Source organism: Flavobacterium circumlabens (assembly GCF_004345565.1).
In the GTDB taxonomy this organism is placed as follows: Bacteria; Bacteroidota; Bacteroidia; order Flavobacteriales; family Flavobacteriaceae; genus Flavobacterium; species Flavobacterium circumlabens.
This window is the reverse complement of record NZ_SLWA01000002.1, coordinates 453,653-468,081: the sequence shown is the minus strand read 5'-3', so window position 1 is coordinate 468,081 and position 14,429 is coordinate 453,653. Positions and strand designations below refer to the sequence as shown.

13 protein-coding genes are annotated in these 14,429 nt (G+C 35.6%); 5 read left to right on the top strand and 8 right to left on the bottom strand.

Going from position 1 to position 14,429, the window contains the following annotated elements; translation table 11 throughout:
• Positions 1-39 precede the first annotated feature (39 nt).
• From EV142_RS06550 to EV142_RS06540, 3 genes are all read right to left on the bottom strand, one after another.
• Positions 40-762, bottom strand: a complete 723-nt coding sequence (locus EV142_RS06550; RefSeq protein WP_132033706.1) for a hypothetical protein — start codon at positions 760-762, stop codon at positions 40-42.
• Positions 763-839: 77 nt separating this feature from the next.
• Complete coding sequence (locus EV142_RS06545) at positions 840-2,243, bottom strand: HAMP domain-containing sensor histidine kinase (RefSeq protein ID WP_132033704.1); 1,404 nt, start codon at positions 2,241-2,243, stop codon at positions 840-842.
• A 2-nt stretch (positions 2,244-2,245) separates the two neighbouring features.
• On the bottom strand, positions 2,246-2,920 hold the full coding sequence (locus tag EV142_RS06540; RefSeq protein ID WP_132033702.1) for a response regulator transcription factor: 675 nt from the start codon (positions 2,918-2,920) through the stop codon (positions 2,246-2,248).
• Positions 2,921-3,148: 228 nt separating this feature from the next.
• Between EV142_RS06540 and EV142_RS06535 the strand changes: the two genes are divergently transcribed.
• Both EV142_RS06535 and EV142_RS06530 read left to right on the top strand, forming a co-directional pair.
• Complete coding sequence (locus EV142_RS06535) at positions 3,149-3,727, top strand: pentapeptide repeat-containing protein (protein WP_132033700.1); 579 nt, start codon at positions 3,149-3,151, stop codon at positions 3,725-3,727.
• Positions 3,728-4,017: 290 nt separating this feature from the next.
• Positions 4,018-4,737 (top strand): DUF6090 family protein, encoded by a 720-nt coding sequence (locus EV142_RS06530; RefSeq protein ID WP_132033698.1) that lies wholly within the window; start codon positions 4,018-4,020, stop codon positions 4,735-4,737.
• An 89-nt stretch (positions 4,738-4,826) separates the two neighbouring features.
• Here EV142_RS06530 and EV142_RS06525 read toward each other — a convergent pair whose 3' ends face one another.
• From EV142_RS06525 to glyA, 4 genes are all read right to left on the bottom strand, one after another.
• Complete coding sequence (locus EV142_RS06525; RefSeq protein ID WP_132033696.1) at positions 4,827-5,324, bottom strand: GNAT family N-acetyltransferase; 498 nt, start codon at positions 5,322-5,324, stop codon at positions 4,827-4,829.
• A gap of 20 nt (positions 5,325-5,344) precedes the next feature.
• On the bottom strand, positions 5,345-6,385 hold the full coding sequence (locus EV142_RS06520) for a GMP reductase (RefSeq protein ID WP_132033694.1): 1,041 nt from the start codon (positions 6,383-6,385) through the stop codon (positions 5,345-5,347).
• 243 nt (positions 6,386-6,628) lie between these two features.
• Entirely contained in the window at positions 6,629-7,222 is a 594-nt protein-coding gene (miaE, locus tag EV142_RS06515) for a tRNA-(ms[2]io[6]A)-hydroxylase (protein WP_132033692.1), read from the bottom strand.
• 150 nt (positions 7,223-7,372) lie between these two features.
• A complete protein-coding gene (gene glyA, locus EV142_RS06510) occupies positions 7,373-8,647 on the bottom strand; it encodes a serine hydroxymethyltransferase (RefSeq protein WP_132033690.1) in 1,275 nt (424 codons plus the stop codon).
• A gap of 108 nt (positions 8,648-8,755) precedes the next feature.
• On the opposite strand from glyA, the gene fahA reads away from it, so the two are divergent.
• Complete coding sequence (gene fahA, locus EV142_RS06505; protein WP_132033688.1) at positions 8,756-10,039, top strand: fumarylacetoacetase; 1,284 nt, start codon at positions 8,756-8,758, stop codon at positions 10,037-10,039.
• Positions 10,040-10,182: 143 nt separating this feature from the next.
• On the opposite strand, the gene EV142_RS06500 is transcribed toward fahA, so the two are convergent.
• Positions 10,183-11,223, bottom strand: a complete 1,041-nt coding sequence (locus EV142_RS06500) for an agmatine deiminase family protein (RefSeq protein WP_132033686.1) — start codon at positions 11,221-11,223, stop codon at positions 10,183-10,185.
• 187 nt (positions 11,224-11,410) lie between these two features.
• On the opposite strand from EV142_RS06500, the gene EV142_RS06495 reads away from it, so the two are divergent.
• Both EV142_RS06495 and EV142_RS06490 read left to right on the top strand, forming a co-directional pair.
• Positions 11,411-12,934, top strand: coding sequence for a choice-of-anchor I family protein (locus tag EV142_RS06495; protein WP_132033684.1), 1,524 nt, complete (start codon positions 11,411-11,413; stop codon positions 12,932-12,934).
• A 223-nt stretch (positions 12,935-13,157) separates the two neighbouring features.
• Positions 13,158-14,423 (top strand): OmpA family protein, encoded by a 1,266-nt coding sequence (locus EV142_RS06490; RefSeq protein WP_132033682.1) that lies wholly within the window; start codon positions 13,158-13,160, stop codon positions 14,421-14,423.
• Positions 14,424-14,429: the final 6 nt, after the last annotated feature.

Below are 14,429 nucleotides of genomic sequence, written 5' to 3'. Positions count from 1 at the left end.
GGTTTTAAATTAAACTTGTTTTTATTAAGCAATTAGATTTTAGACTAATTCTTCGTAAAGTGATAACACAGGAAGTCCAAGTTTATCGTTGATATTTTCTTTTTTAGATTTTTTGAATTTGATTTTTTCGCCTTTGCGTGTTTCTACCAGCAAATCGATGTCGTACTTTGAAATGGCTTCTGATAAGTAAGGCGCAAATTCTTCGTAGTTATCATCAAAATTAGCGGTCTGACTTACTATTTCATAAGAGAAATTCTGGCTCAGAAACTGCTGAACATCTTTGACATGCATGTTGGCATTACTGTTTTCGATATAAAGTGCTTTGTTGAAATCTTCTTTGACAGCTTCTGTTCCTAAATGCAAAATAGGACATCTTTGGTTTCCGGCTAGTTTTACCAGATATTGGTGAATACGTTTTGTTTCTTGTTTATAAGAATGGGTCAGAATGACCAGCTTCACATCAAAAGCATCAATAATTCCTTTGAAAACCGGTGATGAAAGTCCGTATTGGTTGTGCACTTTTATTTTGCAGTTGGCACTGTGCTCAATAATATAGCGGCAGGTTTCCAGGACTTCTTCCTGGCTTGTGGTAAGGCCAACTCTCATTTCACGCAAAAACTGGGAAGATGAAAAAGAGTCGGGAGCATCTGAAGTCATCATTAAGACGATTTCACAATTGGTGTTTTTTGCCTGATTTACAGCTGATTTAACAGCGCTGATCGTATCTTCTTTTAAAGTGGTGGGTATAAGGAAATTTTTCATAAGTATACTTGTTTAGTTTATACTTACAAAATAACTCCCTGCAAATTAGAAGGGTCTTAAGTTAAAATTAGAATTTCCTAAGATTCAACATTAGATTTTTTAATGTTGGTTTTTCCGGTCTTGTCTTTCTTAAAAATAATGGTGACAATAGTGCCTTTGTTTTGTTCGGATTGCACCTGTATTTCCCCATCATGCATGCGGATAATTTTAGAAGCCAACGGAAGCCCTAAACCGTAGCCGATATATTTGGCTGCAATTTTCCCTCTGAAAAAAGGTTCATATAAGTGTGGAATATCTTCCGGCGGAATTCCGATTCCGATATCGTTTATGGCAATTTTAATCCAGTCAGTAGTAGCGGAAAGCGATACAAAAACCTCATTATTGTCGGAATATTTTACTCCATTGGTAATGATATTATTGATGGCCAGCTCTAAAAGAGGCTTGTTACACGGAATCAATAATAAATTAGAATCTTTAGGCGCAAAATTAAGTTTAATGCTCACGCGGTTATCCGGGAAAATTTTATCCAGATCCGACTTTACATCCATCAGTAATTCGTCAATTCGGGCAATATCGAGTACCTGTTTTTTTCCGTCATAACCAGTTTGTGTTAATTTAAGCAAGCTTTCAGTCAGGTTCCCTAATCTTGATGCCTGACTGTAAATATTTTCCAGCGACTGAATGTATTCCGGCACCTGTCTTTCTTTCAGAAGCATGATCTCAGACTCTGCTATAATAGTCGTAATAGGCGTTTTTAACTCATGAGAAGCGTTATTGATAAAGTTCGCCTGTATTTCAAAGGAAGTTTCCAGACGGTCCAGCATATCATTAAACGTTTCCGTAAGATCTGAGATTTCATCTGAATTTTTGACTTCAGGCAGCCTGTTGTGAAGATTGGAAGCGCTGATTCTGTTGACTTCCTTCGTAATTCTTGCTACCGGATTGATGACCCTTTTTGCCAGAAAACGACCTAAAAAGAAGGCCAGAAATACAAAAGCAATACCGCCAAAGAGCATGATTTTTACAATATAAATGGTTGTCGTAGTTCCCTTTCTGTCCCTCGCACCAACAATTACAATATATTTTTGATGGTTTTCTGTGAAGACCTGCCCTAAGTAATATTTATTGTCAATTTCAAAAAAGTCTCTTCCGGTTTTTAAGACGTTGGTATAAAATTTATTCGGTAAATTCAGGTTTGTATTATAATCAAAACTGCTAGCACTGTTTATTTTAAGCACAAATTCTTCCTCTTCGATCAGTTCTTCAAGGCCATTTTTTTTAAGATTGCTGTAATATTTGATCTTTTCAGGATCTTTCTGAAAATGAATGGAAGCTACAATTTTGGCTCTGTCTTCTAATCGTTTTAAGAAGTAATATCGGTTATTTTCGCGAAACAAAACAAAAACAACAATACACAATAATAGTGTACTAAAAGTAGAAAGCGCCACGTAAGTAACCGTAATTTTTTTTCTTATATCCATAATTAAGGCTGTATCACATAACCTAAACCTTTCATCGTGTGAATAAGCTTGGTTGCAAAAGGTTTATCTATTTTTTTTCTTAAATAATTGATGTAAACATCGACAACATTGGTGTTCATATCAAAATTTATATCCCAGACGTTATCTAAAATCTGATCTCTGGATACAATTCTGCCACTATTTTTGGCTAAATAATAGAGTAACTTAAATTCTTTGGCGGTTAAAACAATAGGTTCTCCGTCTCTTTTTACGGTTTTGGCTCTTCCGTTTATTTCTAAATCACTAATGACTATAGTATCTATTTTTTCCGTATCCTGATTGGCTCTTCTGTTTAAGGCATTTACCCTTGCATCGAGTTCTCCAAATTTAAAAGGTTTTACCAAATAATCATCGGCTCCGGCATTCAGGCCTGTTACAATATTTTCTGAAGTTCCAAGTGCTGTTAAAAGCAAAACAGGAACAAAATTTTTACCGGCACGTAATCTTCTGCAAATTTCAATTCCGTTGATATCGGGTAACATTACATCTAAAATTACAACATCGAACGTATAATTATGAATCATCTCTAAAGCTGTTCTGCCATCAAGGGCAACACTTACTTCATTATTATTTTCAGCAAATCCTTTACGTAAAATGGATAAAAGATTGGGTTCGTCTTCGACTATTAGTAATTTCATATGAATATATGTATATACAACAAAAATAAGAATTGAGTTCAGAATACAAATCACAATAATTTATTATTATGAATTTATTATGACTAAAAGTACTTTAAAATTTAAATATTAAATTATTCACGGTTAAATTCTTATAAATTCATTTACATTTTAAAAATAACAAGCCAAAACGTATCAAATAACAACGTAATTATTATCTTTTCACTCTCAAATAACGATTAAAAAGCATTGAAAAAACAATCCGAATATTTCCTTGATAAAGAATACGATACCATTACTTATGGCAGGGATGACGCCAATTTCAAGGATTTTGAATGCTGTGTTTTCAATAACTGCAACTTCTCAGCCTGTACTTTTTTAGCCGTTACCTTTATCGATTGTGTTTTTAATGATTGTATTTTCAGTGAGGCCAAAATCAATTATGTCGCTTTCAGAACAGCCACTTTTAACCGTTGCGAAATTAAGGAAGTTAATTTTGCCATGTGCGACAAACTGATCTTTGAAGTTCATTTCTATGATTGTATTTTAGACTTTTCGAAGTTCTATACCTTAAAAATAAAAGGAACCACTTTTACGAATTGCAGTTTGATTGCGGTAGATTTTATGGCCACAGATCTTACAAGCGTACTTTTTGATAATTGTGATTTATACCGCTCTGAATTTGATAAAGCGATTGCTAATAAAGCTGATTTTAAAACCAGCTATAACTACACCATTGATCCATCGAAAACTAAATTAAAGAAAGCGGTTTTTGCTTTGAAAGAGGTTAAAGGACTGCTGTTTAAGCATGATATTATTGTGAGTTAATGAGAATAAAAAAAGCAGCGCCTTTTAATAAATTAAATCGAAAACTATCTGATTTAATGGCTTTGGGAGATTATAACTTTAAGTTATTTAGCCTTAATGCAAAATGCTCGCAAAGGCGCAAAGACGCCAAGTTAAAAAACTAACTACTAAACTTTGCGATTTTACAACTTTGCGAGATTATAATTTAAGTTTTTTATCTCAATATTTTTCATCAAATAATTTTAGATATTTCTAAGATTTTAACTCTGTTTCACATATTTTTGCAACACCTAAACCAAATTCACAAAGAAATGGCAGAACTTGAAGTAATTAAACACACCAAAAAAATGCATGAAATAGCAACAAACGAAAAGCACAGTACTTTTAAAAAGATTAAAGAAATTGGTTTAGAAATTTTCATTATTGTCTTTGCAGTATCCTTATCGATTTGGTTACACGGATGGAGCGAACACAGGCACGAGCAGGAACAGGTGAAGAAGTTTTTACTTGGCTTAAAATCCGATATACAAAGTGATGTTGATGACAGTAAAGCTATTATTAAACAATATCAGGAATTTGGAAAAGTATATACTGCACTGAATAATCTGGATAAAAACAAACCGTACGATCAGGAAGATCTAAAAAAACAATTGGCTTATATTAATACAAACGTGTATTTACGGCCTAAAATTTACAGATTTAACGGTTTTGTATCTTCCGGAAGAATTGGAAACATAGAAAATGATTCGCTTTCCCTGAATATCCTGAAATTTTATCAGGAGACAATTTCTGAAGTTAGTTCATCTGAATCCGGATGGATGTCAAACCAAAAAAAATTACAGAATTATTTAGAAGAAAATGTAAATAATCCAGAAAGCATTCCTGATAATTGGAGCGTATTAACAAAACCTAAAGGAAAACAACTGACCAAAAATCTTATTCCGTGGAATCAGATTTATGAACGCTATAATAATCTGGTTAATTCCGGAGAAACGATTATCAAACAGATTAACGAGGACCTAAAAGAATAACTGGACATCATATTAAACAATAAAAGACCTGATTTCAATTTTCATATGAATTCAGGTCTTTTTTATGCTGTAAATTATCTTTTAAATACTTACAATTGTTTTTCCATCACATAATCTTCCATCAAATAACCGTTTCCAATTTCGATGTTGACTTCATCAACAATTTCAAAACCTATTTTTTGATAAAACCCCAAAGCCGAATTAAATCGGTTTACATTTAAGGATAGTGCTGTTGATTTATTTTCTAAAGCTAATTTTTCAATTTCTTCAATCACTTTTTTACCGATTCCTTTGCCCTGTGTTTCCGGCAAAAGATATATTTTATGAATTCTTGTTGATGGCTCCCCTTTGTACTGATGTTCAATTCCGATAAAACCTAAATTAGTTTGTTCATCTGCAATCAGATAAAACAGCTGCTCTTTGTTATGGAAATGAGCCGTTAGTGCTTCATCTGAATAAATCATTTCTAACATATAATCCAGCTGCTCTTTCGATAAAATCTCGCCGTACGTTATGGGCCAGGTTATATGCGCTATTGCCTGAATTACTTTTATATCCTTTAAACCCGCTTCTGAAATTGTAATCATATCTATTCTAAAAAGTATTTTTAATTATTGAAAACCTGATTTTCCTGTTCACTTACCCTTATAAAAGTGGTTCGTTTTGTTAATTCTTTCAGTCGTGAAGCACCTACGTAAGTACAGGTACTTCGCAAACCGCCTAAAATATCTAAAATGGTGCTTATAACTTTTCCTTTATACGGAACCTGAACTGTTTTTCCTTCGCTTGCCCTGTATTCTGCCACGCCACCGACATGTTTGTCCATTGCTGTTGTGGAACTCATTCCGTAAAACTGTTTGAATTTGTTACCGTTAATTTCGATTAATTCTCCTCCACTTTCGGTATGTCCGGCCAACATTCCGCCCAACATTACAAAATCGGATCCTGCGCCAAAAGCTTTCGCCACATCGCCCGGAGTACTGCAGCCTCCATCACTGATAATGTGCCCGCCTAAACCATGAGCTGCATCAGCACATTCTATAATGGCTGAAAGCTGCGGATATCCAACTCCTGTTTTGACGCGGGTGGTACAAACGGAGCCCGGGCCAATTCCGACTTTTACAATATCTGCTCCGGCCAATAATAGTTCCTCCACCATTTCACCGGTCACAACGTTTCCGGCAATAATAACTTTATCGGGATATTGTTTGCGGGTTTGTTTTAGAAACTGAACAAAATGCTCCGAATAACCATTGGCAACATCAATACAAATAAATTTCAGCAACGGATTTGCCATTATAACCTGACCGATTTTTTCAAAATCTTCTTTACCTGTTCCGGTACTTATCGCAATATAATCGTAGAAATCGGGTGATACATTTTCAAGAAAAGCATTCCACTCCTGTAGTGAATAATGTTTATGAATTGCCGTAAAAAGTTTTTCACCGGCCAAAACTTCTGCCATTTCGAAAGTACCGACAGTATCCATATTGGCAGCCATAATCGGAATACCTGTCCAATTTGCAGTGCTGTGTAAAAATTTAAAATTCCGTTCTAAAGAGACTTCAGATCTGCTTTTGAGCGTTGATCTTTTTGGTCGGATCATTACATCTTTAAATCCTAATTTTAAATCACTTTCTATTCTCATGGTTTTCAATTTTCGTTACTTTCAAATGTAAGGAATTTTAGATTGTAGATTGTAGATTTTGGATTGCTAAAAAATTGCGGTTATGTGGAACACGGATAACGCGGATTTAAACGGATTTTTTTTTTCAGAGATTACAAAGTTTCGCAATAGGAATGCGTTTCGACTTCGCTCAACGTGACAAACGTAAAAACTGACAGCTAAAATCAGACTGGAATACTAAAACTGAAAACTGAGACTAAAAACCTACCCATGAATAGTCTCCCCTTTTCCGTAATTAGAAATAATGGATTCTTCGAATGCCAGCCATTCTCTCCAGCGTTTTTCAACGTCAATGCCGACTCCGTATTTTCTGGCGTAAGTGATGAAAGTAGTGTAGTGACCTGCTTCACTTTCCATTAAATCCCGGTAAAAAACAGCCAGTTCTTCGTCCTGAATATTCTCCGATAAGACTTTAAAACGTTCGCAGCTTCTTGCTTCAATCATGGCAGAAAACAAGAGTCTTTCTACCAGGCCGGAAACACGGCTTCCGTCGCCGCTTTTTTTCATGTACAAATACAATTCGTTTACATAATCGTCTTTGCGCTCGCGTCCTAATTTTAAGCCTCTTTTGATGATAATGTTATGAACCTGCTCGAAATGATCGATTTCTTCTTTGGCCAAAGCCAATAAATCTTTCACCAAATCCTGATGTTCAGAATTATTGGTGATAATCGTAATTGCATTTGTTGCTGCTTTTTGCTCGCACCAGGCGTGATCTGTTAAGATCTCTTCTATGTTTTTCTCAACAATATTAACCCATCTCGGGTCTGTTGGCAATTGTAATCTTAATACGCCCATAGTCTTTTATTTGTTTTGTTTCAAGTTTCAAGTTTCAAGTTTTCTTTGTTTCAGGTTCTTTTAGGAACGAAAAAAGTTTAAAGTTTTGCATAACGTTTTTATACGCGTCACAAAACTTTAAACTTGAAACTTTAAACCTGAAACCTTTTATTAGTAAACGAAAATCGGTCTTTCGCTCATCATTTCATTTACTTCATTGGCTACTTCTTCGATAAGTGCTTCATTGGTGTGGTCCGTAAGTACTTTATCTATTAAGGCTACGATAGTTTCCATATCTTCTTCTACTAAACCACGAGTGGTGATTGCAGCTGTTCCAACACGGATTCCTGAAGTTACAAATGGTGATTTATCATCAAATGGAACCATATTTTTATTTACTGTAATTTCTGCTTTTACTAATGCATTCTCTGCTTCTTTACCCGAAATATTTTTATTTCTTAAGTCAATAAGCATCATGTGGTTATCAGTTCCGCCAGAGATAATGTTATATCCTCTTTTTACAAAAGCATCTGCCATAGCATTTGCATTTTTCTGCAATTGCATTGCATAAGTAAAGAACTCATCTTTTAGCGCTTCACCAAAAGCAACCGCTTTAGCAGCGATAATGTGCATTAAAGGACCACCTTGATTTCCGGGGAAAACGGCTAAATCTAATAAAGAAGACATCATTCTGATTTCTCCTTTTGGCGTTTTTAATCCTTGTGGGTTTTCGAAATCTTTCCCCATTAAGATCAAACCTCCACGAGGTCCGCGTAATGTTTTGTGTGTTGTTGTAGAAACAATATGACAATGTGGAATCGGATCATTCATCAATCCTTTTGCAATAAGACCTGCAGGGTGAGAAATATCAGCAAACAAAATTGCTCCTACGCTGTCAGCAATTACTCTGAAACGCTCAAAATCCATATCACGGGAATAAGCCGAAGCTCCTGCGATGATTAATTTTGGTTGTTCTTTAGTCGCAATTTCCTGAATTTTATCATAATCCAAACGACCTGTTTCAGCATCTACGCCGTAAAAAACCGGTTTGTATAAACGACCTGAAAAGTTTACCGGAGAACCGTGAGTCAGGTGACCACCGTGAGATAAATCGAAACCTAAAATAGTATCACCAGGATTTAAACAAGCATGGTAAACTGCTGTATTTGCCTGAGAACCTGAGTGAGGCTGTACGTTTGCATATTCAGCACCAAATAATTCTTTAGCTCTGTCAATCGCAATTTGCTCAATAACGTCAACTACTTCGCAACCGCCGTAGTATCTTTTGCCAGGATATCCCTCAGCATATTTATTCGTTAAAACAGAACCAGCTGCTTCCATTACTTCATCACTTACAAAATTCTCAGAAGCGATAAGTTCTAGTCCGTGAATTTGTCTGTCTTGTTCCTCTAGTATAAGGTCAAAAATTTGTTCGTCGCGTTGCATTTTTTCGTTTTTCGTTAATTTCCTGCAAAAATACAAAAAAACGTTTGTCAAACTGTTAGATTATGATATATTTGACATACAATTTTTCAACAAATAATTAACATTCACATGCCAATAACCGCCAACGATACCAAAAGAAAATCATGGTTAGAAGTACCGGAAAATAGTGACTTCCCTATTCAGAATATTCCTTTCGGTGTATTTCTTACTAAAGAAAATGTCGTTACAGTAGGAACACGAATTGGCGATTACGCTATAGATTTAGGAGCTTTACAACAATTAAACTATTTCGCAGGAATAGATTTAACGGATGATATGTTCATGCAGGACACCCTTAATGATTTTATTTCCGATGGAAAAAAAACATGGCGTCTGGTCCGAAATCGTATCGCTGATATTTTCGATGCCACCAATCCGCAACTTAGGGATTCAACAAAAGACCGCGATATTGTTATTTTCAAAATCGAAGATGTTGAAATGCAACTACCCGTTTTAATTGGTGATTATACTGATTTTTACTCGAGTAAAGAGCACGCTACGAACGTTGGGAAAATGTTCCGCGATCCGGAAAATGCCTTATTGCCCAACTGGTTACACATTCCGGTAGGCTATCACGGAAGAAGTTCTACTATCGTTCCATCAGGAATTCCGGTGCACCGACCAATGGGACAAACTTTGCCGGCCGGCGAAAAATATCCTGTTTTTGGTCCGTCCCGTTTAGTAGATTTTGAACTGGAAACTGCTTTCATTACAACCGACGTCAATATAATGGGAGAAAATATCCCAACTTACGAAGCCGAAGATTATATTTTCGGAATGGTTTTACTGAATGACTGGAGTGCGCGCGATATCCAGAAATGGGAATATGTGCCTCTTGGACCTTTCTTAGCCAAAAACTTCGCTACCTCAATTTCTCCATGGATTGTGACTATGGATGCTTTGGAACCTTTCAGAACTAAAGGTCCTAAACAAGATCCGTCACCACTTCCTTATTTACAGACTAAGGGTAAAAAAGCTTTTGACATTCATTTAGAAGTTTCAATAAAACCTGAAAATCAGGAAGAAACCATAGTTTCTAAATCGAATTTTAAATATTTATACTGGTCTATGAGTCAGCAATTGGCGCATCACACTTCAAACGGTTGTCGCATTAATTCCGGTGATATGATGGGTTCCGGAACTATTTCAGGCCCAACTCCTGATAGTTTTGGTTCGATGTTAGAATTGACCTGGGGAGGACAAAATCCGTTAAAATTAAAAGACGGAAGCGAACGCAAGTTTATCGAAGATAATGATACCGTTATTATCAGAGGTTTCTGCGAAAGCAATGAAGTACGTATTGGTTTTGGAGAAGTGGCAAGTCAATTGTTACCTCCTTTTATCAGACAATGAAGAGAAAATAAATTATCCGAATAAATAAAAAACCTTGTTAGCATCTAACAAGGTTTTTTTGTCTATTTTTTTTTGCCACAGATTAATGAATTAAAATGATTTTTTATAATCTTTGAGAATCTGTGTAATCTGTGGCAAAAAAATTAAGCCGGAATCTGCTGGCTCAGACAATGTAAAGTTCCGAATCCCCAGATAAAATCGATACAGCTAATTCCGATTACTTCTCTGTCAGGGAAACATTCTGACAGTATATTCAAAGCCACACGATCGTTGCTGTCATTGAATGTTGGTACTAAAACACAGTTGTTCAGAATTAAGAAATTAGCATAACTCGCCGGTAATCTCAACTCTTCAAAATCTACACGTTTTGGCATTGGCAAAGCGACAATCACCGGAGATTTTCCGTTTTCTAACTTCGCATTCTGCAAACGTTTCAGATTATCCTGCAACGGTTTGTAGTTGGAATCATTTTTATCGGTTTCAACAATTGTGACAATGGTATCCTCATTTACAAAACGGCATAAATCATCGATATGTCCGTGTGTATCATCACCTTCTATCCCATCTCCAAGCCAAATGACATTGGTAACACCTAAATATTCCTTAAATACTGCTTCGTAATCTTCTTTGGTAAAACCCGCATTTCTAACCTGAATGGTAGGATGCATCAAACATTCTTCAGAAGTTAGTAAGGTTCCTTTTCCGTTTACATCAATGGCTCCGCCTTCCACAATTACCGGTTTTCCCTTGTACATTACTTGTGTTAACGGAACATCAATAAAATCAGCCACTTTTCCTGGAACAAATTTATCCAGCTGATAGTTTTTATACTTTGCCCAGCCATTAAAGTTGAAATTCAACGCTTCTCTTTTGGATCCGTTTTTTACGATAATCGGTCCGGAATCACGCATCCAGCTTCTGTTGGTTTTATGAATGATGAAAGAAACGTTTGCACTATTTACATGAGCCCGTTCTAACATTTCGGCTACTTTTTCCTTTAATTTTTCATCGGCTACAACCAAAAAAACGGTTTCAAAAGTGGCTACTTTTTTAATAAATTCCACAAAAGCCCACTGAACGGCATCGTATTTACCCGGCCAGTCGTTACCATTATGCGGAAAACACAATACAATTCCTTGTTGTTTCTCCCATTCTGCGGGGAATCTTCTATTATTTGTTGACATACAGCATTTCTAAATTTGAAAGTGCACAAAGATAATGATTCGTAAGGATTATAAAACAACTCAACGAAAATCAAATTGGAATTCAATACAAAACCTGATAAAAATTAAGTTAAAGATTAAATAATACAACCTTAATATACGGACCCGTTCTGCGATTTACATTTGGCAAAACTAAAAAACCAACACAATGAAAAAACTAAGTATCTCATTATTAACGGCTTTGTTTATAATAACAAGCTGTAATAACGATGAAAATTCAAACAACGAAGAACCTGAGGTTGTTGTAAATGAAAATCCGGCAGCTTTTAAGGAAATTGGAAGCATTACGATAGGCGGAGAAGCTGCAGCTGAAATTTCAGCTTATGATGAAAAAACAAAAAAACTTTTTACAGTAAATAATAGCGGAACAAATCAGATTGATGTAATTGATTTAACGGATCCTACAAAACCAACCAAAATTGGTAAAATAGATCTGACTCCCTATGAAGGAGCTTCTAACAGTGTTGCTGTTTTTGATGGAAAATTAGCAGTTGCCTTAGAATCAACCGTAAACAAACAAGGAAATGGAAAAGTAGTTATCTTTAATACTACCGATTATAGCGTAATCAAACAAGTTACGGTTGGTGCCTTGCCGGATATGGTAACTTTTTCACCAGATGGAAAATACATTATGACAGCCAACGAAGGTGAACCGAATACGGACTATTCTCAGGATCCAAACGGAACAATTTCTATTATCGAAATAGCCAATAATTATACGGTTACCACTTTAGATTTCAGCTCTTTCAGCAATCAGGCAGCAGCTTTGAAGAAAGACGGTTTCAGAATTTCAACCTTTGCTAAAAGTTTTGCTCAGGATATTGAGCCGGAATATGTAACGATTTCAGATGATTCCAAAATGGCCTGGGTAACACTTCAGGAAAATAATGGAGTTGCAAAAGTGGACTTAACGTCTAAAACCATTACCGCTATTTATCCTTTAGGCCTTAAAGATTACAATACTGCTGAAAATGCAATTGACGTAAGTGATAAAGATGACAAAATTGCTTTTAATCCGTGGAAGGTAAAAGGAATGTTTATGCCGGATGCAATTAGCCATTTTTCTGCAAATAGTGTACCTTATTTTGTTACTGCAAATGAAGGAGATGCGAGAGAATATACAGCCTATTCAGACATTAAAAGAATGAAAGACATGAAATTAGATGCGACCGTTTTTCCTGATGCAGCTACTTTGAAATTGGAAACTAACTTAGGAAGGTTAAATCTTGTTGCCGATATGGGCGATACGGATGGAGACGGAGATTTAGACGAAATGGTAAGTTTTGGCGCACGTTCTTTCTCTATATGGAATGGAAATACAGGAAAAATAGTTTATGACAGCAAAAATGATGTCGACAAAAAGACCAATGAATTAGGAACTTATGATGATAAACGCAGCGACGATAAAGGTTCAGAACCGGAAGCGGTGGTAGTTGCCAAAATGGGCAGTCAAAATATTTTATTCGTGGGTTTGGAAAGATCTGATGCTTTTATGACTTATGATGTGACTAATCCTGCTTCGCCACAATATTTACAAACGGTAAAAACAGGTGATGCTCCTGAAGGTTTACTTTTTATTCCGGCTTCTAAAAGTCCAACAAAAAGAAGCTTGGTAATCGTAAGCAGTGAAGGTGACGGAACGATTAAAATTTTCCAGGCAGATTTAAAATAATTTGATCATCTCGAAATAATAAAAGGGGCAAAATATTGATTTTGTCCCTTTTATTTTGGCTAAAATTTAGATTATTTTAACAATTTTGCAGTGATATTGACCAATATGTGGAAATTATATAAGATTTACAGAAAAGTAGTGGAACGGAATTTCGTGATTGATGGTCTAAGTTTGTCCTAAGCTTAATAAAAGCTTAACAAATTAAATTAAATAATTAGATATCATGAAAAAGACATTAGCTTCCGTATCATTTTTAGTACTATCATTTGCAGCAAGTGCGCAAAATATGGCAACGACAGCTGCTCAGCCTTCAGTTGACAAACCTGCATATGACAGATGGTCTATCGAATTGAATGGCGGTGTAAACAAACCAACCAGAGCATTAACACCGGGTTACTCTACTGCGACATTAAATCCTTTCCACGCTGATTTAGGTGTGAGATATATGTTTAACCCGAAATTTGGTGTGAAACTTGATTTTGGATATGATCAATTTCAGGAACGCGACAATACTGCTGCATTCGAAAGCAGATCGATCAGAACTAGTTTGCAAGGGGTTGTAAATATTGGAAGAGCATTAAATTTTGAAACCTGGACGAATACCATTGGTATATTGGCGCATGGTGGATTTGGTGTTTCGCAATTAACTTCAGATAATGGTTTTGACGGAGAAGATTACATGGGTCATGGAATCCTTGGTCTTACAGGACAAATCAGATTAAGCAACAGTATTGCCTTAACCGGAGATTTAACTGGTATCGTTAACGGAAGACAAAATCACAATTTTGACGGAATGGGTCAGACGACTACAGGTTCATTTGATGGTGTATTGCTAAATGCTTCTGTTGGTTTGACTTTTTACTTAGGTAAAAATGAAAAACATGCTGACTGGTTTTCTGAAGAAAACGAAAGATTAAATAAATTAGAAGACAGAGTTACAACAATCGAAACTAATCTTATTGATACTGACAAAGATGGTGTTGCCGATTTGTATGATTTAGAGCCAAATACTGTTTCAGGAGTTGCTGTTAATACGAAAGGACAATCTATTGATACCAATCAAAATGGTGTACCGGATGAATTAGAAAGTTATTTAGAAAAAACTTACGTTCAAAAAGGCGGAGAAACAGCAACAAACAATACAGTTGAAGAATTAATTAACGGAGGATATGTAAATGTTTATTTCGATTTTAACTCTTCTAAACCAACAAACGCTTCTTTATCAGGTGTGGATTTCTTAGTGAAATATTTGAAAAACAATCCTGGTAAATCTGCAGATATCATTGGATATTCAGATGAAATCGGAAGCTCAGATTACAACAGTGAATTATCAAGAAAAAGAGCTGAAGCTGTGAAAAACGTAGCTATAAACGCTGGAATTGATGCTTCAAGACTGAATGTAATTGCAAACGGTGAAGATACTTCTGTGAATAAAAATTCTAAAGAAGCCCGTCAAATCGTGAGAAGAGTTACTTTTAAGGTAAAATAAATTTCT